This window comes from Streptomyces niger (assembly GCF_000718305.1).
GTDB classification, from domain to species: Bacteria; Actinomycetota; Actinomycetes; order Streptomycetales; family Streptomycetaceae; genus Streptomyces; species Streptomyces niger.
The window spans coordinates 1-19,977 of record NZ_JOFQ01000009.1; the positions used below are offsets into that span (position 1 = coordinate 1).

The 19,977-nt window shown below is 71.2% G+C and carries 19 protein-coding genes; all 19 read right to left on the bottom strand.

Annotated features, from left to right (window positions below; genetic code table 11):
- Nucleotides 1-164: hypothetical protein (locus IF20_RS40720; protein WP_324605583.1), on the bottom strand; the 164-nt coding region annotated here is incomplete at its 3' end.
- 58 nt (nucleotides 165-222) lie between these two features.
- Nucleotides 223-1,131 carry a methylenetetrahydrofolate reductase [NAD(P)H] gene (gene metF, locus IF20_RS19275; RefSeq protein WP_052866494.1) on the bottom strand — a complete coding sequence of 303 codons (909 nt, stop codon included), beginning with the start codon at nucleotides 1,129-1,131 and terminating at the stop codon, nucleotides 223-225.
- Nucleotides 1,128-2,117 (bottom strand): carbohydrate kinase family protein, encoded by a 990-nt coding sequence (locus tag IF20_RS19280; protein WP_052866495.1) that lies wholly within the window; start codon nucleotides 2,115-2,117, stop codon nucleotides 1,128-1,130. Before IF20_RS19280 ends, metF begins: the two co-directional genes overlap by 4 nt.
- Before the next feature lies 1 nt (nucleotide 2,118).
- Entirely contained in the window at nucleotides 2,119-3,327 is a 1,209-nt protein-coding gene (metK, locus tag IF20_RS19285; protein ID WP_052866496.1) for a methionine adenosyltransferase, read from the bottom strand.
- 240 nt (nucleotides 3,328-3,567) lie between these two features.
- Nucleotides 3,568-4,632, bottom strand: coding sequence for an IS701 family transposase (locus IF20_RS19290; protein ID WP_110944356.1), 1,065 nt, complete (start codon nucleotides 4,630-4,632; stop codon nucleotides 3,568-3,570).
- Nucleotides 4,633-4,830: 198 nt separating this feature from the next.
- On the bottom strand, nucleotides 4,831-6,066 hold the full coding sequence (locus tag IF20_RS19295) for an MFS transporter (protein ID WP_052866498.1): 1,236 nt from the start codon (nucleotides 6,064-6,066) through the stop codon (nucleotides 4,831-4,833).
- Nucleotides 6,067-6,145: 79 nt separating this feature from the next.
- The gene (locus IF20_RS19300) at nucleotides 6,146-6,958 is read right to left on the bottom strand and encodes a class I SAM-dependent methyltransferase (RefSeq protein ID WP_052866499.1); all 813 of its coding nucleotides are present in this window, start codon (nucleotides 6,956-6,958) and stop codon (nucleotides 6,146-6,148) included.
- 45 nt (nucleotides 6,959-7,003) lie between these two features.
- Entirely contained in the window at nucleotides 7,004-7,372 is a 369-nt protein-coding gene (locus IF20_RS19305) for a YybH family protein (RefSeq protein WP_052866500.1), read from the bottom strand.
- Between the two features lie 48 nt (nucleotides 7,373-7,420).
- Nucleotides 7,421-7,801, bottom strand: a complete 381-nt coding sequence (locus IF20_RS37955; RefSeq protein ID WP_199896659.1) for a nuclear transport factor 2 family protein — start codon at nucleotides 7,799-7,801, stop codon at nucleotides 7,421-7,423.
- A gap of 176 nt (nucleotides 7,802-7,977) precedes the next feature.
- Entirely contained in the window at nucleotides 7,978-8,613 is a 636-nt protein-coding gene (gene phzG, locus IF20_RS19315; RefSeq protein ID WP_052866502.1) for a phenazine biosynthesis FMN-dependent oxidase PhzG, read from the bottom strand.
- Nucleotides 8,614-8,659: 46 nt separating this feature from the next.
- Nucleotides 8,660-9,496: a PhzF family phenazine biosynthesis isomerase gene (locus tag IF20_RS19320; RefSeq protein ID WP_052866503.1), complete on the bottom strand. Its 837-nt coding sequence runs from the start codon at nucleotides 9,494-9,496 to the stop codon at nucleotides 8,660-8,662.
- Between the two features lie 40 nt (nucleotides 9,497-9,536).
- The gene (locus IF20_RS19325) at nucleotides 9,537-11,495 is read right to left on the bottom strand and encodes an anthranilate synthase family protein (protein WP_324605580.1); all 1,959 of its coding nucleotides are present in this window, start codon (nucleotides 11,493-11,495) and stop codon (nucleotides 9,537-9,539) included.
- Nucleotides 11,492-12,115: an isochorismatase family protein gene (locus IF20_RS19330; protein ID WP_052866504.1), complete on the bottom strand. Its 624-nt coding sequence runs from the start codon at nucleotides 12,113-12,115 to the stop codon at nucleotides 11,492-11,494. Before IF20_RS19330 ends, IF20_RS19325 begins: the two co-directional genes overlap by 4 nt.
- A 36-nt stretch (nucleotides 12,116-12,151) precedes the next feature.
- Nucleotides 12,152-13,324 (bottom strand): 3-deoxy-7-phosphoheptulonate synthase, encoded by a 1,173-nt coding sequence (locus tag IF20_RS19335; protein WP_052866505.1) that lies wholly within the window; start codon nucleotides 13,322-13,324, stop codon nucleotides 12,152-12,154.
- Between the two features lie 47 nt (nucleotides 13,325-13,371).
- Nucleotides 13,372-13,860: a PhzA/PhzB family protein gene (locus IF20_RS19340; RefSeq protein WP_052866506.1), complete on the bottom strand. Its 489-nt coding sequence runs from the start codon at nucleotides 13,858-13,860 to the stop codon at nucleotides 13,372-13,374.
- A 314-nt stretch (nucleotides 13,861-14,174) separates the two neighbouring features.
- Nucleotides 14,175-15,188: a ParB/RepB/Spo0J family partition protein gene (locus tag IF20_RS19345; RefSeq protein ID WP_199896660.1), complete on the bottom strand. Its 1,014-nt coding sequence runs from the start codon at nucleotides 15,186-15,188 to the stop codon at nucleotides 14,175-14,177.
- A 102-nt stretch (nucleotides 15,189-15,290) separates the two neighbouring features.
- Nucleotides 15,291-16,463, bottom strand: coding sequence for an IS701 family transposase (locus IF20_RS19350; protein WP_456113437.1), 1,173 nt, complete (start codon nucleotides 16,461-16,463; stop codon nucleotides 15,291-15,293).
- Nucleotides 16,464-16,781: 318 nt separating this feature from the next.
- Nucleotides 16,782-18,908, bottom strand: coding sequence for an aminodeoxychorismate synthase component I (gene pabB / locus IF20_RS19355; protein ID WP_052866508.1), 2,127 nt, complete (start codon nucleotides 18,906-18,908; stop codon nucleotides 16,782-16,784).
- 44 nt (nucleotides 18,909-18,952) lie between these two features.
- A complete protein-coding gene (locus IF20_RS19360) occupies nucleotides 18,953-19,717 on the bottom strand; it encodes a 50S ribosomal protein L11 methyltransferase (RefSeq protein WP_110944336.1) in 765 nt (254 codons plus the stop codon).
- Nucleotides 19,718-19,977: the final 260 nt, after the last annotated feature.

Sequence of the window (19,977 nt, forward strand, 5' to 3'; positions counted from 1 at the left end):
CTCATGGCCGTGCCCGGGTGGCCGTTACCGACCTTCTGCACGGCATCTGCTGCCAGAACGCGGACGGTATCGACGGCCCGCTGGTCCATTTCGGTCCACACGAGGCCGCGGGGGAGGAGCGGGGGCAAGAAGTCGATGCAGGGCGAGGTGCGTGGTGGCGTCATGGGTGAATGGTCTCCAACACGGCCGCAGCGCCCGGGCGTTGGGGCGCGGTGACCGTGTTCACCGGTGGTCGGGCAGGGTGAGTCGGCGGTGGATGTCGAGTGCCGCAGTGGAGTGGTTGAGGGTGATGTAGTGCAGGCCGGGTGCGCCCTCGTCGAGGAGGTGCTGAGCCAGCTCGGTGGCGTGGTCGACCCCGATGCGGTGGCACTCGGCGGGGTCGTGCTGCGCGGCTCGCAGGCGGTGGGCGAGAGCCTGCGGGAAGGTCGCGTCACTCAGTTCTGCGAAGCGGGTGATCTGGTCGTACCGGGTGGCAGGCATGATCTCCGGGATGACCGGGGTGTCGCAGCCGGCGGCGGCCAGGCGGTCGCGCAACCGGAAGTAGTCCTCCGCGTGGAAGAACATCTGCGTGATGGCGTAGTCCGCGCCCGCCCGGCACTTGGCGACGAAGTGACGGATGTCGCTGTCCCAGTCGGGGGAGCGGGGGTGCCGCTCGGGGAAGGCGGCGACCCCGATGCTGAAGTCACCCAGCTCGCGCACCAGCCGGACCAGGTCCGCCGCGTGGTCGAGACCGTCCGGATGCCGGACCCAGGGCCCGCGGGGATCGCCGGGCGGATCGCCGCGCAGTGCCAGCACGTCGCGGATGCCGGCGTCGGCGTAGCGGCCGATGATCCGGCGGAGCTCCGCTGTCGAGTGGCCGACGGCGGTGAGATGCGCGACCGGGCGCAGGGTGGTGTGCTCCGCGATGCGTTGGGTCAGGTCGGTGGTCCGCTCCCGTGAGGAGCCGCCCGCTCCGTAGGTCACGGAGACGAAGGCCGGATCGACGGCCTCGATGCGGCGCAGGGCCTGCCACAGCACCTGTTCGCCCCGGTCCGTCCTGGGCGGGAAGAACTCGAAGGAGTAGGAGCGGTGTCCGGCCGCGATCAGTTCGGCCGGGTCCGGGCGGGCGGCGGGCAGCGAAAGGACGGTCATCGGCGAGTCGGTTCCTTCCCGGGCAGGGCCGGCGCCGGGTCGGCATCAGCCGCGTAGGCGGCGTCGCACAGCTCCCGTACGCGCTCGGGGGTGGCGGTGTACGTCTGTGTCCCCACGGCAGCCAGGGCGAGCGAGGCCATCACCGACCCGGTCCGGGCACAGTGCACGGCGTCGCGCCCCGCGGCGAGGGAGGACAGGTAGCCGGCGCGGAAGGCGTCGCCGACACCGGTCGGGTCGGCGATGACGTCCGTCGGGACGGCCGGCACGTCCACCGCCGGTTCTGCCCGGCGCTCGATGCGGCTGCCCTTCTCACCGAGTGTGGTGACCCACGTACCGACCCGGTGCAGCACTTCGTCGTGGGTCCATCCGGTCTTCCGCAGCAGCAGTTCGTGCTCGTACTCGTTGGTGAACAACAGGGTGGCGCCGTCGACGAGTTCCCGGATCTCGGCGCCTTCGAGTCGGGCCAGCTGCTGGGCCGGGTCGGCGGCGTAGGGGATGTCCAGGGTGCGGCAGGCCCGGGTGTGGCGGAGCATCGCGGGCGGGGCGTCGGCCCCGATCAGCACCAGGTCGGCACCGCCACGCGGTGCGAGGACGCCGGCGAGATCGATGTCGGGTGCCTCGGCCATCGCGCCGGCGTAGAAGGAGGCGAGCTGGTTGCCGTCGGGGTCCGTGGTGCACAGGAAGCGGGCCGTGTGCCGGGTGGCGGACATGTGGATCCCGGCGGTGTCCACGCCGAGGTCGGCGAGGCGGCGGGCTCCGTCGTGGAAGTCCGCGCCGACCGCCGCGACGAGGAGGGGGCGGTGGCCGAGGCGGGCCAGGCCGTAGGTGATGTTGGCGGCGACGCCGCCGTCCCGGATCTCTAGCGTGTCGACGAGGAAGGACAGCGAGATGCGGTCCAGCTTGTCGGCCAGCAACTGGTCGCTGATGCGGCCGGGGAAGGTCATGAGGTGGTCGGTGGCGACCGACCCGGTGACGGCGATCCGCACGTCAGACCCCCGCGGCGGTGCGCAGCGCGGCGGCGCGGTCGGTGCGCTCCCAGGTGAAGTCCGCGTGCTCGCGGCCGAAGTGGCCGTACGCCGAGGTCCGGGCGTAGATGGGGCGCAGCAGGTCCAGGTCGCGGATGATCGCGGCCGGGCGCAGGTCGAAGACCTCGGCGATGGCCTTCTCGATGCGCTCCTGCGGCACGGTCGCGGTGCCGAAGGTCTCCACGAAGAGGCCCACCGGCGCGGCCCTGCCGATCGCGTACGCGACCTGCACCTCACAGCGGGTGGCCAGTCCGGCCGCGACGACGTTCTTGGCGACCCAGCGCATGGCGTACGCGGCGGAGCGGTCCACCTTGGACGGGTCCTTGCCGGAGAAGGCGCCGCCGCCGTGCCGGGCCATGCCGCCGTACGTATCGATGATGATCTTCCTGCCGGTCAGGCCCGCGTCACCCATCGGACCACCGATCTCGAACCGGCCCGTCGGGTTCACCAGAAGCCGGTAGCCCTCGGTGTCCAGCTTGATGCCCGCGCCGGCCAGCGCACCGAGCTCGTGCTCGACGACGTGCTCGCGGATGCCGGGGGCGAGGAGCGTTTCCAGGTCGACGTCCGGCGCGTGCTGGGAAGAGACGACGACCGTGTCCAGGCGGACCGCGCGGTCGCCGTCGTACTCGATGGTGACCTGGGTCTTCCCGTCCGGACGCAGGTAGGGGAGCGTGCCGTCCTTGCGGACCTCGGTGAGGCGGCGGGACAGCCGGTGCGCGAGGTGGATCGGCAGCGGCATCAGCTCGGGCGTCTCGTCGGTGGCGTAGCCGAACATCAGCCCCTGATCGCCGGCGCCCTGCCGGTCCAGCTCGTCCGTCTCACCCGCCACCCGCTGCTCGTACGCGGTGTCGACGCCCTGCGCGATGTCCGGCGACTGGGCGCCGAGGGACACCGATATGCCGCACGAGGCGCCGTCGAAGCCTTTCGCCGACGAGTCGTAGCCGATCTCCACGATCTTCGCCCGGACGAGGCTCGCGATGTCCGCGTACGCCGTCGTGGTGACCTCGCCGGCCACGTGGACGAGGCCGGTGGTGATCAGCGTCTCCACGGCGACCCGGGCGGCGGGGTCCGCCCGCAGCAGTGCGTCCAGCACGGTGTCGCTGATCTGGTCAGCGATCTTGTCGGGATGGCCCTCGGTAACGGACTCAGAGGTGAACAGACGACGGGACATGGCACTCCTTGGGCCGGTGGAACCAGTGGAACCAGTGGAACCAGTGGAAGCGGTGGGCGGCCACGCGCGAGGTGGCCGCGGCAGCAGGGGGCGACGTACGGGAGGTATCCCGCTGGTACGCGGCTCGCCCCGGGGCGTGGGGGCACGGGCATCGCGGCGGACGCTGCCCGGTGTCCGATCGCGACTGCCCCGACGCTAGTCACGCTCGATCACTGACACCAGAAACGAGCGAGGACTCTGTCATAAGCGTGGTGATGAGTCGGTCGCCGTCCGCGCTGTGTGGGCCACGGAGACGAGCGTCATGTGACGGTTCCAGCCGTCGAAGGTGCGGCCTGTGAAATCCCGCGCTCCGAGCGGGTCGGTGACGCGCGCGAAGGACGCGTCCACCGCGCGCGCCGACGCCGCCAGGCCCGCCAACTCCGCGGGATCGGCGTCCACCAGATCGGTGAGCCAGACCTCGTCCGGCCAAGGCTCTGCGCCCGTACTCCGGTGGAAGAGGAGCAGGTCGCCCGCGCCGGACACCTCGTCAGCGCGGCGGTCGGGCAGGCGCACGCGTACCGGAGCGGCCCGGCCGGCGCCCGGGACGGTGGGCACGTCGCCGGGCTCGACCCGGACGAGGAACGGCAGCCGGGCGGCGCGCAGTTGTCGAATGACCGAGAACGCGTCGATGTCCTCCACGGCCACCACCACCGGCGCGCCGGGCAGCGGGTCCCGCGCACCGGCCAGCAGGTCGAAGCAGGCCGCCGTCGCGCACTCCGTCGGGGACTCCGGGTGGTCCCCCTCGGGGATCGACGTCCGGGCCCGCCGTGTCGGGTCCGCCGTCCAGGTACGGGGCAGCAGCAGTCGCCAGTTGACGGGGTGGCACCGCCTGTCGCACACGGCCCACAGGCCGACGGCGTACTGCACGTTGAGCAGGTGGCCGACGTCGGGGACGTGCCGGCGGTGGACGCCGACGGTGCTGCTGCCCTCCTTCGGCGCGAGCAGGGGGCGCAGCACCCACGCGTCGGGTGGCGTCGCGGCGGTCACTTGGGTGGTGAGGGCACGCCGGACCGGCATCCAGTCCCAGGTGGAGCAGCTGACGAAATGGTGCAGGCGCTGTTCCAAGGTGGGTCCGCCGCCGAGGCAGGCCGCCATGTTCCGGAAGGACCGGCGCCCCTCGGTGACGAGCAGCCCCTCGACGTACTTCACGAACCGCTCTCGCTGGTCGCTGCGGGGCAGCGAGGCGAACAGCGGGGCGCACAAGGCCGACAGCGCGTCGTCCGCCGGCCGGCACGCGTCTGCTCCGTGCCGTGCGGCACCGTTCATGGATTCCCCCTGGTCCATCGGATCGATGAGTTGTCCCGGCTCGTGGCGCGCCCCCTGATGCCCCACGAGCCCGTGGCCGTGGCACTCCTCCGGTCGGAGGGAGCGCCACGGCCACGGGCGGTGGCCTGTGCGGTACCCGGGCCTCGGCTCGGCCGTCGCGTTGCGGGGGATTCTGCGCGGCCGGCCCCCGGGTGCCGGTCAGGCGGCCGCGGGCTCCGCCTTCTTGGCCCGGAAGGCTCCGGATGCCGTGAAGACGAGCGCGGCGATCACGAGGGCCGCCACGGTGAATCCGGAGACTCCGTGGAAACCGTCGAACTCGGTGAGCAGGATGCCGCCCACGAAGCCGCCGATCGTGGTGCCGACGTACAGCGCGGTCGTCGCGAGCGAGGAGACCGTGCCGCGTGCGGCGGTGGTCTGCGACAGCAGCATGGCCATGAAGATCGGGTAGTTCAGGCCGAGCACGGCGGAGCCGAGGGCCAGGCCGACGATCGCCGTGGCCAGGTTCGGGGCGAACGGCACGGCACCGTAGATCACGATGAGGGCCACGAAGGCGTAGGCGAGCGTGCGCTCCTCACCCAGCCGCTTGATGAGGTGGTTGCCGAAGATCGAGGTGATCGCCATGCCGACACCCAGCGCCATCATCGCGGCGCCGATCGCGGTGACGCCGAGCCCGAAGTCCTTGGCCAGCCAGGACCCGATGAACGAGATGGTCTCGAACACACCGGTCTGGTAGGCGAGGTAGCCCACCAGGTACCAGGTGAACGTCCGGGAGCGGAACAGCCCCGCGTACACCGAGAAGAATCCACCGCCGGCCGAGGGCGCCGCAGGCACCGAGGGGAAGACCCGGAACAGTACGAGCCAGACGACGGCGGAGAGCCCGGCGACCGCGAAGAACGGCACGTGCCAGGAGCTGGACGCCAGCCAGCCGCCGATCGGGACGCCGACCACCTGCGAGATGGACATGCCGGCGCCCGCCAGGCCCATGGTCTTCACGATGGCGTCGCCCGGCACCAGGACCGGGATGGACGCCCACAGCTGCGGGGTGACCAGGGCCGCCGACATACCGGCCAGCACCCGGAACACGATCATGCCCCAGAAGCCCGGCGCGACTCCGCAGAGCGCGGTCGCGATCGTGAATCCGGCGAAGCCGAGGAGGAGGACGCTGCGCCGGTTCCTGCCGTCCGAGAGGGGACCGGCCACCAGCGCGAAGAGGGCGAAGCCGAGGGCGTACGCGCTGACCATCCACCCCGACATGCCGGTGGAGATGTCGAAACTGCGGGACAGCGTGGGCAGCATCGGCGCGACGAGGAAGGTGTCCGTTCCGATCACGAACATCGTCGTGAACGCGAGCCAGGCGATCGCCGTGGCCGACACCTTCTTCACCGCGGACGTCGCGGAATCATCCGTACTGTTCTTTGTCTGCGTAGAACTCATTTTTTCAACACCGCCGTGAGGGCTGGGATGGGGGGAATTACTTCGACGTCGGCAACGGCGTCGAAAATCGGGAAGGTGTCTACTGGGCGGGCCCGGCGGGCTTTCTTCCCCAGGCGGAGTAGACGAATGTCGAGAGGTCGGGGGCCGGGCCGCTTTCCACCAGGCGCTGCGCCGCCGCTATCTGTTCGGCGGTCACCAGGCCGGCCTCGACCAACCGCGGACCGCTCTGGATCAGCCGGATGCCCAGGAGCTGGTCCTGGACCTCGTCGACGCCGAGGCCGCCCGGTGTGACCGAGACGTCCACCGCCTCGCAGCCGGCCGCTGCCAGCTCCGCGGGGAGCCGTCGCGCCCAGGACAGGTCGATGCCCTGCTGCGCGAGCGCCGTCAGGTAGGCGCCGTGCACCTCCTGCCACGCCGGGTACGGAGAGTCGGCCGCGGGCAGGAAGTGGACGTCCTCCAGCACCAGCCAGCCGCCGGGCGCGAGCCACTGCATCGCCCGCTCGATCATTTCCGTGCGCTGCGGCAGGTGCATGAACACGGCGCGGGCGTGGATCAGGTCGAAGGAGCCGGCCGGAAAGTCGTCGGTGGTGATGTCCGACCCCCGCACCTCCAGCTGCGGCGCGCGGTCGGCGTCGATGAAGCGGGGGTCGATGTCCACCGCGAGCACCGAGCCGTCGGGCACCCGGTCGGCGAGCCAGTACGCGATGGATCCGGCGCCGGCGCCCACTTCCAGGCACCGCCAGTCCGCCCGCATCGGCAGTCGGCCGAGCGCCTGCACCGTTCCGGGGTCGTAGGTCTTCTCCAGTAGCTGGAGCCGCTCCAGTTCGGTGGGCAGGTCCTTGCTCAGCAGTCCTGTCGTGTAGGCATCGGCAGGCACAGCGTGTGCGCTCATCGCACGGGTTCCTTTCCGGGGGGTGCCAGCCATCGCTGGTGGGTGTCAGGTGGGCTCGCCGAAGTAGCCGGACGAGTGCAGGACGCGCAGCCACGTGCCGTCCGGTTGCCGCCGGGCCACCTGGTAGCGGCCCCGGCTGTTGTCCTGCGGGACGCTCGATGTCAGGGCGAGGTCGCCGAGGCGCAGCGTGGGCAGCGACTCCTCCATGGGGAAGTAGGAGAAGTTCGCCAGCATCCCCTCGAACGCCTTCTGTATCGCGTCGCGGCCGACGTGCTCCCGGCCGATCGGGAATGCCATGATCGCGTCGGGTTCGTACAGGGCCGCCATGCCTTCGGCGTCGGCCTCGTTGGCCCGCTCGACCCACAGCCGCGCCAGATCCTCCGGCTCCTTGGCTCTCTCACGCTCAGCGGTCATCGGAATGCGTCCTTTCTGGTGTGCGCCGGCTCGTGCGGCCGGTACGGGTCAGTCGGAAAGCAGGGCGCGCGGGTCGTAGACCGCTCGAATCCTGTTGATCTTTCCGTCCTCGACGTGGATCCAGTTCGCGACGGGAGTGGGTGGGGCGATGGTGGTATGCAGGGTGAACCACGTCACCACGTCGGCTCCGGAGACGAAGACCTGCTCGACGGCGAGGTCCGTCGTCACCGGCGACATGCGTTCCAGCGATTCCCGGCACGCCTCCGGACTGTCGAGCCGGGCCAACGGCCCCACGTATTCGAATTCTTCGGCCAGTAGCGCCCGGAGAGTGTCGAATTCTTTTCCACGCCAGGCCGCGATATAGGCGGCCGCGATCTTTTGCGGTTCTCCCGCGTCGGTTTCCTCGGTGCTCTCTTGCCTTTCGCTCACTTTGAGAATTGTGCGCGAGGGGCCGAGGCGCGGCGACGGCCGGGACGGCACTATGTCAAGTCGCTGCCGGCCGCCGTCGCAGCGGCGTGCGGCCGTTCGTTGACGTTCGACAGTGCGAAGCGCCGTACCGCTGGCAGCGGTACGGCGCATGGCTGTGGCAGGGCCCGGGGAGGAGCTCAGGGCTGGAGGCGGCGCACCGACCATCCTTCGCCGTCCCGGTCGTACCGCAGGCGCTGGTGCACACGGTTCTCGCCGTTGGCCCAGAACTCCACACCGTCGAAGCGCAGCAGGTAGGCCACGTAGCTCTCCGGGCGCGGCTGCGGCCCGGCGTCGGCGAGTCGGTCGACCGCCGCCTGGAACGCCGCCATGTCGAGCAGCTCCTCGCTCTGCCGCGACGTCACCGATGCCGGGTGCGTGAAGAGCGGCCGCTCCCGCCACTTGGCCTCGGCGACGTCGGGGCCCAGCAGCTCCACCCTGCCGCTGACACTGATCTGCTGGCTGGTCTCCCGCCAGTACAGGACGCCCGACGCCCACGGGTTCTCGGTGAGCTCGCGGCCCTTCTGACTGTTCAGGTGCGTGGCGAAGACGATCCCGTCGTCCGTGATCTCGTTCACCGCGACGATCCGGGTCGACGGGCGTCCCCGCTTGTCCGCGGTGGCGAGCGCCAGTGCCTTGGGCTCCCGCACCTTGAGGCGTGCTGCCGTGGCCCACCAGTCGCGCACCAACTCCGCGGGGCCCGGCGGTGGCGCGTCGTACTCGGGAAAGGAGATGTCGATGGTGCCGGTGAGCGTTTCCGACCTGCCTGAACTCATTGCTGTCTCCGTTGTCGTGGCTGTCGTGGGTTGCGTGCCGCGCCGGTCAGACCAGCGCCGTGCCGCGGGCGAACAGGGCACCGGCGCCGCCGACCTCCACGGAGGTGAAGCGGTCGCCCGAGCCCTCGGCGCGCGCCAGCATCAGCGAGGGTCGGCCGATCTCCACGCCCTGGAGGATGTCCACGGGCTGCCCGTACGGGATGCGGCCGTGCCGGCTGAGGTGCAGGGCGAGCGGTCCGGCGGCCGAGCCGGTGGCCGCGTCCTCGACCACGCCGTACGCGGGCGAGAACATCCGGCTGCGCCACTGGCTGCCCGCCCCCGCGAAGCAGTTGGTCGCCATGTCGGGGAACGCGGCGAGAGCCCGGTGGTCGGGGTGGAGCCGCGACAGCGCATCGATGCTGTCGAGGCCGACGAAGACGTGCCGGGGGCCGTTGCGGTAGATCTCGACCGGCAGGGTCGACTCGCGTACGCCGAGGGCCGCCAGAAGCTCGTCGGCCCGGGCGAACGGCTCCCACGTGGGGATCGGCTGCTGCATCCGCGCGGCCACCACTTCGCCGTCCTTGCGGTCGAGTTCGAAAGGGATGGTGCCCATCCGGGTCTCCAGGAGCAGCTTGTCCCGGTCGGTCCCGGCGCCCAGCGCGATGGCCGTGCCGAGCATCGGGTGCCCGGCGAAGGGCAGCTCGTTCACCGGGGTGAAGATGCGGATCCGAGCGTCTCCGTCCCGCTCCGGCGCGAGCACGAAGGTGGTCTCGGAGAGGTTCATCTCCCGGGCGATGCGCTGCATCCGCTCGGCGGGGATGTCGTCCGCATCGAAGAAGACGGCCACCGGGTTGCCGCGCAGCGGTTCCCCGCCGAAGGCGTCCACGACGACGTACTTGTGCATGTGCTCTCTCCAACTGGGCGGGTACGGAAGTGGGCGGGGCTCACGCGGTGACGTGTTGTTGCGGCAGGTCGGGCGCGTCCGGCAGCGACAGGACGTCCTGGACCGCGCGCGCCACGATCCGCGGCCCTTCCTGGGTGAACACCGACTCGGGGTGGAACTGCAAGGAGGTGAAGTGCGGCCCGCGCAGCGCGTGCACCTCGCCGGTCGCCGGGTCCCGGCTCACCTCCACCACGCCGACCCCGTCCACCTCGGCACGGTCGGCGTGGCTCACCGCCGCGAAGGTGTTGTAGAAGCCGACCCGTTCCGGGCTGCCGAACAGGTCGATCTCCTTCTGCACGCCCTGGTTGGGTACGTCCTTGCGGCGCAGCGGGAAGCCGAGCCGGAGGCTGAGTGCCTGATGGCTGAGGCAGACGGCGAGGAAGGGCCGCCGGTCGCGCAACAGGGTGTCGACCGCGGTCCGCAGGTGCGCCATCTTCGGGTGGTCCGCCGCGTTCGGGTCGCCCGGCCCCGGCCCCATGACCACCAGGTCGTAACCGTCGAAGGAGTACGCCTCGTCGAACCGCCGCACGGTCACCGCGAGGCCCAGCGAACGCAACTGTCCGGCGATCATGGCGGTGAAGGTGTCCTCGGCGTCGACGACGAGGACCTCGCGGCCGGCGAGACCGGGTACCGGTCGCCGACGCTGCCCGACGTCGCTCAGCCAGAAGTCCGCGATCGTCTCGTTCCTGCTGCCCAGCGCGGCACGAACGGTGGGGTGTTCCGCGAAACGGGTGACGGCGGGCACCTCCAGGGCGGCGATCAGACCGGCGGCCTTGGCCCGGGTCTCGGCCGCCTCGGCCGCCGGATCGGAGTGGCGTACCAGCGTGGCGCCGACTCCGATACGCAGCCGGCCCGCGGCCGAGATGTCCGCGGTGCGGATCAAAATGGCCGAGTCCAGCGAGCGCGCGCCGTGCTCGTCGCGGCTGATCAGGGCGGCGACCCCGCTGTAGTAGCCGCGCCCTTGCGGTTCGTAGCGCTCGATGACCCGGCAGGCGCTCTCCAGTGGGCTCCCGGTGACCGTCGGCGCGAAGAGCGTCTCCCGCAGGACGTCGCGCACGTCCCGGTCGGTGTGGCCCTCGATGAAGTACTCGGTGTGCGCGACGCTGCCCATTTCCTTCAGGTAGGGGCCGACGACCCGGCCGCCCTCGGGGCAGATCTGGGCCATCATCTTCAGTTCCTCGTCGACCACCATGTACAGCTCGTCGGTCTCCTTGCGGTCGGCGAGGAAACTCATGATCCCGGGCAGTTCGGGGCCGGACGGCGGATAGCGGTAGGTGCCGCTGATCGGGTTCATCACGGCGAGGCCGTCGTGGAGACTGATGTGCCGTTCGGGTGAGGCGCCGACGAAGGTGCGGTCGCCGGTGTGCACGACGAACGTCCAGTACGCCCCGCTCTCCCGGTCCAGCAGCCGCCGGAAGAGGGCCAGGGCCCGGCGCGGTCCGAAGTCGGCGATGTCGGCCACGAACGAGCGCTTGAGGACGAAGTTGGCGCCCTCGCCCTCGCCGATGGCCTCGGTGAGAACCCTGCGCACGGTGGCCGCGTACTCCTGGTCGTCCACGTCGAAGTGGGCGCCGTGCAGTTCGGTCGGCAGGTCGGGGATGCGCGCGACCGCGTCCTCGACGCGGACGGTCTCCTGCCCCGTGACGGTCAGTGCGATCAGTGGCGCTCCATCGTCGGGGGCGGCGAAACCGCGCTCGGCGACCTGCCGGTAGGGGATGACCGTCAGCACCTCGTGCCGGGGGCCGCCGCTCCCGGGCGCCACCGGGCCGTCCGGCAGCGGGATCCCTGCCAGGGACGAAGGCTGCGACACCTCGCCGACCAGGACGTCCAACAGCCCGGGGCCGGTCGTCTCCGGGCGGTGCAGCACGGCGAACGGGCCCGGTGCCGCGCTCAGGATCCGGTCGAGGAGCCCTTCCACCGGCTCGTCGGGGCTCGGCGACGAGAAGGCTGCCGCGCTCACGCCAGGACCTCCTTGGCGGTGAGGACCATGGCGCAGCGCTCGGCGGCGTATCGGAGCGCCAAGTGGTGGTACTCCGCCGAGAAGTCGGCGACGGCGTCGGCGACGAGGAAGGGCTGGATGTCGTGGGTGAACGCCTCGACGGCCGACATCAGCACACCGACGTGTGCGTAGACGCCGCACACGATCAGCTGGTCGCGGCCGGCGGCCCGCATCCGCTCCAGCAGGTCGGAGCGGAAGAAGGCGCTGTAGCGCCACTTGGTGAGCCGCCAGTCGGCCGGCTCGGGGGCCAGCGCGTCGACGACCTCGCGGTCGGCGGGGTCCGGGCGCATCCCCGGGCCCCAGAAGTCCTTCAGGAGACCGCGCTCCCGGTCGTCCATGCCACCGGGCTGGGCGGTGTAGGCCACGGGGACGCCGTGTGCGGTGCACCGCTCCCGTACCAGCTCCGCGTTGGCCACGAGGGGGTCGCGCACGGTGTCGGGGAACGGCTTGAGGAAGTACCGCTGCATGTCGTGGACGAGCAGGACCGCGCGGTCCGGGTCGATGGACCAGTCGGCGGTGTTGGCGGGCAGCTCGCCCGCGGTGGGCAGTGCGTAGGGCGTGATGGGCGGTATGCCGGGCATAAGCCCTGACCTCCAGCTTCTGATGTCGGGACGGGTTCAGCCGCGCCAGGCCGAGACCACGTCGACGGCCTGCCGCGGGTTCAGCCGCGGGTCGCAGCGGCTGGTGTACGTCTCCCCGACGCGTGCGAGGGCTGCCTGGTCGGCGGCGCACTCGGTGACGTCGTCCGGCGTGGTCTCCAGGTGCAGGCCGCCGGCTACCCCGCCGCCGGCACGTACGGCGAGCTGGAAGTCACACACCTCGCGCACGACCGTCGCCACCATGCGGGTCTTGTGGCCGCAGGGGGCGGAGACGGTGTTGCCGTGCATCGGGTCGGTCAGCCAGATCACCGGGTGGCCGGCGGCGCGGACCGCCTCGACGAGCGGCGGCAGCCGGTCGGCGACCAGGTCGGCGCCCATCCGGGCGATCAGCGTGAGCCGACCGGGGTCCCGGTCGGGGTCGAGCCGCTCGCACAGGGCCAGCAACTCCTCGGGCGTCATGCCGGGGCCGACCTTGCAGGCCACCGGATTGAACACCTGGGCGAGCAGGGCGACGTGAGCGCCCTCCACTTGCCGGGTCCGCTCTCCGATCCACGGCAGGTGCGTGGAGCCGAGGTAGCTGCCGCCGTGCCCGTCCCGGCGCAGCATCGGTACTTCGTAGTCGAGCAGCAGGGCTTCGTGGCTGGTCCACACCGGTGCCTCGACGCCCTGACCCTCGGCCCGGCCCTTCCACCCCAGGTGTTCCACGATGTCGTTGGCGGCCATGTATCCGGCCAGGATGCGCAACGGGTCGGGGCGCCGGCTCTCGGCGTCCGGTTCGGGGCCGTTCACCATGTCGCCGCGGTACGAAGGCAGCTCCACCCCGTCGATCCGCTCCGTGGGCCGGGAACGGGGCTTGGCGAACTGACCCGCGATCCGCCCCACCCTGAGGACCGGCTTGTGTGTGGTCATGCGCAGCGTGCCCGCCAGCAGGTCGAGGAGCGCGGCCTTGCGGGCCACGTAGCCCGGCGTGTGCTCGTTCACGTCCTCGGCGCAGTCCCCGGCCTGCACCATCATCGCCTCGCCGGCAGCGACCCGGGCGAGCAGGGCACGCAGCGTCCGGATGTCGTCGGGTCTGGCGAGCGGCGGCCGGGCCTCCAGGGTCTCCCTGACCCGCTGCACCTGGAGCGGGTCGGCCCACTCCGGCTGCTGCAGCGCAGCGTGGGATTCGATGGGATGCAGAACGTTTTCCATGCTGTGCTCCAAGGGGGGAAGAACCGGGTTCTCCGAAGCGGGAACCGTCAGGTGGGTATTCCTTCACGCTTGATCTCGGGCACCGGAATGCTGAGCGCGCGCAGCTGCTCGAACGGGTTCATGAACTCGCGGTTCTGCTTGATCTTCCCGTTCTCCAGTGAGAACGAGTGCAGGAAGTGATTCTCGTAATAACCCTCGGGGTAACCGGGGAACCGGATCTTCCCGTGCCCGTCGCACTCGACCCAGAAGTGGTTGGGGTCGTCCGTCTCGAAGATGCGGATGTTGTACCACTCCCAGTCGGGGAAGCACTTCAGCGACCAGACGGCGTGCTCGGCGAGGCGGTCCCGTCCCTTGATGACGATGGGGGAGCCGGTGTCGGTGGTCCACAGGCCACCGCTGCCGTCTTCGGTGAAGAGCTCGTGCCGCCGGAGGCGGTCCTCGCCCTTGGTGTGCATGTACTGCTCCACGACGGCCCGGTGCACGCGGCGGAGTTCGGTCGCGTCGGTGAATCCCTGGGAAGCTGTGGTTCCGGACATGGAAAACCCCTCTCGGGTTCTGGCTGATGACTTCCGGATGAATGGCGTGGGCGCTTCGAGGCGTTGGCGGTGCGAACGGTGGGGAAGCGCATCACGGGACGGCCGGACGGTGCTCGTCCACGGCAGCGGTCACGGCGATTTCCTGCCGGACTCGATGCAGCTTAATGACCGGTCGGCGGGTGCGGAAGGAAAATCGACACCGAATGCACAGTCGGCCTCGGGACGAAATACAGACGCGCCGGGGCAGCCCGTCGGAACGGGCGGCCCCGGCGCTGGTCCGGGAATTCAGAAAAGGCGAAGAAGGCGGGGACAGGTCAGGCGGCGCCGGTGCGCGGCGACGCCGCGTCGGCCAGGGCCTGCCATTCCGCGGCCCGCTGGGCGGCGACGGTGGCCACCAGCGGGGCGCAGTGACCGGGCAGGGCGGCCGTGATCCGTCGCCACTCGTGCGGGGAGAGCTCCGTGACGAGCATGGCCCGCAGCAGCCGGCGGCCGGGCTCGCTGCCCTTCAACGACGGGTCCTTGGCCAGCTTGCGCACGGCCGTGGCCACCGGGTTCGGCCACTCCGCCGGGTGTTCCCGGCCGGGCGGCGCGGCGGGCCGGCGGGACGGTTCGCCGGCCGGTGGGACGGCCGCCCGCGCCGCTCCGGTGGCGGTATGGCGGCCCCCGGGCACGGGGTCCTCGCCGCGCCGCAGCCGGTCCCGTACGTCGCGGACCGTGGCCGTGGACAACCCTGTCGCATGGGCCAGTTGCCGTAGCGAGACGGTGGGGTCGGTTGCGATCAGGCCGGCTGCGTGGAGCCGGCCGTCGACGCTGCTGAGCGGCCGTGCGGTGCCGTCCCTGCCGATCCTGGTGTGCGACTGAGGAATTTCCGCACTCGCACTCGTACGCAGCTTGCCCACGGTCTTGCCGCTGAGACCGGTGCGCTCTGCAATGGCGCGGTCCGACCAGTGGGGGTGGCTGCGCAGGATGCGCTCGGCGGCGGCGCGGCGCTCGGCCCGGGACAGCGGCAGGCCGTGCCGGACGTTCAGCTGCACCGAGAGCACGTACGCGTCGGCCTCGCTGCCGTCGAAGAAGCGCACCGCGATGGTGTGGTGGCCGCGCAACCGGGTGGCGTGGAGTCGGTGCATGCCGTCGATGACCCGCATCGTCGGCCGGTGCACCACGATGGCTTCGAACTCCCGGCCGGAGCCGGCGAGCGCCCGGACGTGCCCCTCGTCGCAGGCGCCGCCACGTGGTGAGTCAGACGGCTCCAGCCGGTCGATCGGCACGCTCTCCACGCTCTGGGAACCGGGCCGGACGGCACCGTCCGGGCTGCCGATGGTTGTCACGAATACGCCCCCCTCCGGGCCGTCAGATGTTCCTGCACGAGCCCTGTGCGCGCCATCCTGCGGGACACACAGGGACCCGCCAACGTCGCCGGCGCGACTACGTCAGATGGCCCGGAGTCCGTCAAGTCCACTCCCGGCCAACAGCCCCGGGGTGCTGTCGTCGGCTCCGGCCAGCGCTGCCACCGCGTGAGCGGCGGAGGCCAGGGTCATGTGCCGGTGCCAGCCACGGAAGGAACGGCCCTCGAAGTCCTTGAGCCCCACGTCCTCGCCCGCGGCCGCGAGGTCCTGGCAGGCCCGGCCGCCGAGCCTGGTCAGTTGCAGCAGCGCGCCCGCGGGGACCGCGGCCATGTTGGTGACCCACAGGGCCGTGGGCGGGCCCTGCGGATCCCGCCATTCCCCGACGAGCACGAGGTCACCGGTGCCTTCGTGCGCGGTGCCGCGTCGTTGGCGCGGCAGTTCGCCGACGCATGCCACCCGGACCGCGACGGCCAGCGTCCCGCCCGGCCCGTCGGCCGGGCCGTCCGCGCTCACGGGGCGGCGCAGCCCCCGTACGCCCGCGAGGATGCGCCGGGCCTCCAGCGCGCCTCCGGCGTAGCCGGGCAGGGCCGGGTCCCCCATCATGAGCCGGGCCGTGCCGCGAATCCTCGCGATCACGGGGACACCGGCGGCGGTGAACCGGCCGAGGGTGGACCCGATCCGGTTGAGGTGGGTGTTGAGCACCACCGGGCGGGCCGGCACCTGCCAGGTGTGCATCATCCCCAGGACGGCCGTCGCCGCACACTGCTCCAGGGTCTCCCGGCCCGCCGCCACGGGGATCTCGGCCTGCCGCCGCCGCTCTTCGTCGGCGATCCAGAATTCCGGCAGGAACAGGCGCCAGTTGACCGGTGTGTGGCACGACTCGGTGGCGTACCACACGCCGAAGGCGCGCTGGCCGCGGAAGACGCCGGTGCAGGGGTCGACGCCGTAGTCCACACCCACCGACTGGTCACCGGCCTTGGGGATGGACATGGGGTGCACCACCCAGGCGCGCGGCTCGGCCAGCCGCGCGAGGTGACCGGCCAGCGCTTCGCGCACCGGCCGCCAGTCCCAGGTGGAGCTGCTGATGAAGTGGTGCAGGCTCTGCTCGGTGGCCGAACCGCCCACCTGGGCGGCGATGTTCCGGATGGACTTGCGGCCCGGTGTCTGCAGCAGCCCGCGCAGGTACTGCTCCCCCTTGCGGCGCTGGTCCCGGCGCGCGAACGACGCGAACAGCACGTCGCTCAGTCTGCGGGTCACCGCTTCCCGCGTCTCCTGCTTGCCGCCGACACCGACCGGCGGCGCGGACCAGTACCCCTCGCGTACCGCTGCTTCGTCCCTGACGGACACGTTCACGAGTCTCCCCCTCTGGCACAGTGCTCCCTCGCTCGCCGTCAAGAATCGCCCCGGACGGGCCGTGCGGACGAGGTGTGGAGGCTCCCTCGGTGCCCCTCCGTGTGGTGGTCCCCCCACCACACGGCCGCCGGGGGAACGCCTTTTGTCCTGGCCGTGGGCGGTTGTGAGGGTGGCGGGAGCACCATCTCGGTGTGGTGGCGGACCCGGTCACGGAGGGGCGGGTCAGCCGGGGACGGAGTCGGTCCTGCGGCGGCCCGGAAAATCGGCTCCGGTGAGCATCAGCAGTGGCGCCGCTTTGACCGCGGTCTCCTCGAACTCCTCCGCCGCGTCCGACAGCGCGACGATGGCGCCGCCCACGCCGTAACGGACGCGTCCGGGCGTGACCACGGCGGTGCGGATCGCGACGCTCAGATCGACCGCCCCGGACAGCGAGAAGTAGCCGATGGCGCCCGAGTAGACGCCGCGCGGTCCGCCCTCCAGCCGATCGATGATCTGCATGGTGCGCACCTTCGGCGCCCCCGTCATGGACCCGGCGGGGAACGCGTCCCGCACGCAGTCGACGGCGGTTCCGCCCGGCCGCAGTCTGGCCCTTACGGTGCTGACCAGTTGGTGGACGGTGGCGTAGGACTCGACGTCGAACAGCCCGCTGACCTCGACGGAACCGAGCTCGGCACGCCGGCCGAGGTCGTTGCGGACCAGGTCGACGATCATCAGGTTCTCCGCCCGGTCCTTCTCGTTCGTGCGCAGTTCCTCGACGATGGCGGCGTCCTCGGCCGCCGTCGCCCCGCGCGGCCGGGTGCCCTTGATCGGCTTGGACTCGGCGACGCCCGCCGCGCTCACCCGCAGGAACCGCTCGGGCGACGTACTGAGCACGGACAGCCCGCCGAAGCGCAGCAGGGCGGCGTACGGGGCGGGGCTGAAGCGGCGCAGCGCGCGATAGCCGTCCCATGGGTCGACGGGGCAGTCCGCCTCGGCGAGGTTGGTCAGACAGACCTCGTACGTCTCCCCGGCGGCGATCTCGTCCTGGCAGGCGTCGATGAGCCCGAGGTAGGCGTCGCGCTCGTGGCGCAGCCGGATGCCGGCGGCCGGGGCCGGTCGGGCCGGTTCCCCGGCAGCGACGCCCGCCAGCGAGTCCAGCGTCCGCGCGGTCGAGGCCAGCCAGGCACGCGCGTCCCGTTCGTCGTCCGCCACGAGCGCCATCAGATGGGTGACGCCGGTGAGGTGGTCGAGGACCACCGCGCGATCGGCGAACACCATGGCGGCATCGGCGTCCTCCGCCTGGTGCACCAGGGCGCCACCGCACTCCGACTTCAGTTCGTACCCGAGGTAGCCGACCCAGCCCAGGGCGAAGTCGAAGAGCACGTCGGGCAGTTCCGTGCGTATGCTGCGTAGGTCGCGGTCGAGCCAGTCGAGGAACTCGCCCGTGACGATCTGCAGGCCGTCGGCCGAGCTCACCGTGACGGTGCTGCTCCACACGTCGGCCTTGGCCACCCGCGCGAGCGGCCCCGAGGCGTCGCCCATGACGGAAAAGCGCCCGGCGTTCGCGTCGGGCCTGCTGCTGTCCAGCCAGAAGGCGTTCGCACTCCGGCCGAAGAGCCGCTGGTACACCACCTCGTCGCACCAGCGCGTCGGCACCTGCTCCGTCACCACCCGTAGCCGGCGGGGCTCGGGCCCGTCCGGAGCAGGAGGCGTGCCGGGGGCCGTGAGGTGGGCGGGCTCGACGGCCGCCCGGACCCGCGGCGCCGGGTGCCGACCGGCCCCCTGCGCCGCCTGCCACTCCGCCGTCAGGTCACGGAAATTGGCCAACAGTTCATGGCCGTACCGGGTCAGGATCGACTCGGGGTGGAACTGCACCCCCCACTGCGGCCGGTCCCGGTGGCGGTGCCCCATCAGGATGCCGTCCTCGGTCCACGCCACCGCTTCCATCGCGGCCGGCAGCTCCGTAACGGCCAGCGAGTGGTACCGCACCACCTCGAAGGGCGAGGGCAGACCCCGGAACAGGCCGGTGCCGGTGTGCCGCACCATCGACGTGCGGCCGTGCCGGGGCTCCTGCGCCCGGGTGACCGCTCCGCCGTGCAGCAGCGCCAGCCCTTGATGACCCAGGCAGATACCGAGGACCGGGATGTCGCCGCGCTCGACGATCTCCCGGCAGATGCCGAAATCCTCGCGCCTGCCGGGGTGGCCGGGGCCCGGCGAGAGAACCACGTTGTCGAATGCGGCGAGAAGCGCCGGATCCCACCGCGGGTCGTCGTTCCGTAGCACCACGGGCTCGACTCCGTTGACCCGGGCCAGATAGTGGTGGAGGTTGTAGGTGAACGAGTCGTAATTGTCAATCAGTAGAGTGCGCACGGTCTTTTCTCGACTAGGGAAGCGGACGGCACGGGCTGGGGCACTCAGGCGAGTGCGGCTTTACCGGATTCGGTACGGTCGGCTTTTCCGCGCAGCCCCGTCGCCGTTTCCGTGATCTCCAGGAGAAAGTGTTCGACGCTTTCCGTGCCCTCGCGCACCGTGCGGTTGCGCAGCACCTGGAGCCGCCGGCCGCAGTCCTCGGCCAGCGCCTCCAGCGACGCGAAGTCGCCGCGCTCGCTGAAGTGCAGCAGGACGCGCCCTTCGGCCGTGACGTACGACGGTGCCTCGGCGAGATAGCGCCGATGCGCCCGGTATCCGGGGTCGACGTAGGCGCGCTCGTGCATCGTCGCGTAGCGGTAATCCGGCGGCGCCAGAACGAAATTGGAGTGCCAGTAGACGGTGTCGTGACGGTCGCCCGGGACAAGACCGTCGAACAGGTCGCTGTGCACGGCTCGCACACGGTCGGTGACACGGTGTCGCGCCGCGTTGACCGCGGTGTTCCGTACCGCCTGTTCGCTGATGTCGAGGGCCGTTACCCGATCGCAGCCGGCCAGCGCGGCGGACACGGCGACGATTCCGGTGCCGCAGCCGACTTCCAGGAACGAACCGTGCCACGGCTGCGCGTCGGGACCGGTGAGGTCGAGCAGTTCCATGGCGACGCCGGTCGAGGCCGAGAAAGGCGGCGCGAATACACCGTCCAGCAGATCCCAATCGACACCCGCCATCGCGAACGTGCGGGGCCGATCCTTGTGCAGGAGCGACGCTCTGCTCCGTTCCAGGGAATGCAGGTAGTTCTTGATACCGGTCATGAATGTCCCCCCGTATTGCCAATGACAGCCGCGCACGACGTCGCCCCTCCGGCGGTACGCGGTCCGCGGCACCCGCGGTGATCGTTGCCGATTCGGTCGGCCGGCAAAAGGTGGCCTCACAACACCGCGCCGCTGCCGAATGATGTCGCAGCCACATAGGGCTCGTGCTATAGCAGACCGGCCACTTGACCCGACCTTGACTCGCCCCACACGGCCACATACATTCAAGCGGCTCGACGCGTTCGAGGTCTCGGGGGGAG

Coding starts and splice junctions, on each gene's coding strand:
- metF (WP_052866494.1), bottom strand. CDS start 1,131: ATGACCGTCCTTTCGCTGCCCGCCGCCCGCCCGGACCCGGCCGAACTG.
- metK (WP_052866496.1), bottom strand. CDS start 3,327: ATGTCCCGTCGTCTGTTCACCTCTGAGTCCGTTACCGAGGGCCATCCC.
- IF20_RS19290 (WP_110944356.1), bottom strand. CDS start 4,632: ATGAACGGTGCCGCACGGCACGGAGCAGACGCGTGCCGGCCGGCGGAC.
- IF20_RS19295 (WP_052866498.1), bottom strand. CDS start 6,066: ATGAGTTCTACGCAGACAAAGAACAGTACGGATGATTCCGCGACGTCC.
- IF20_RS19300 (WP_052866499.1), bottom strand. CDS start 6,958: ATGAGCGCACACGCTGTGCCTGCCGATGCCTACACGACAGGACTGCTG.
- IF20_RS19305 (WP_052866500.1), bottom strand. CDS start 7,372: ATGACCGCTGAGCGTGAGAGAGCCAAGGAGCCGGAGGATCTGGCGCGG.
- phzG (WP_052866502.1), bottom strand. CDS start 8,613: ATGAGTTCAGGCAGGTCGGAAACGCTCACCGGCACCATCGACATCTCC.
- IF20_RS19320 (WP_052866503.1), bottom strand. CDS start 9,496: ATGCACAAGTACGTCGTCGTGGACGCCTTCGGCGGGGAACCGCTGCGC.
- IF20_RS19330 (WP_052866504.1), bottom strand. CDS start 12,115: ATGCCCGGCATACCGCCCATCACGCCCTACGCACTGCCCACCGCGGGC.
- IF20_RS19335 (WP_052866505.1), bottom strand. CDS start 13,324: ATGGAAAACGTTCTGCATCCCATCGAATCCCACGCTGCGCTGCAGCAG.
- IF20_RS19340 (WP_052866506.1), bottom strand. CDS start 13,860: ATGTCCGGAACCACAGCTTCCCAGGGATTCACCGACGCGACCGAACTC.
- IF20_RS19360 (WP_110944336.1), bottom strand. CDS start 19,717: ATGACCGGTATCAAGAACTACCTGCATTCCCTGGAACGGAGCAGAGCG.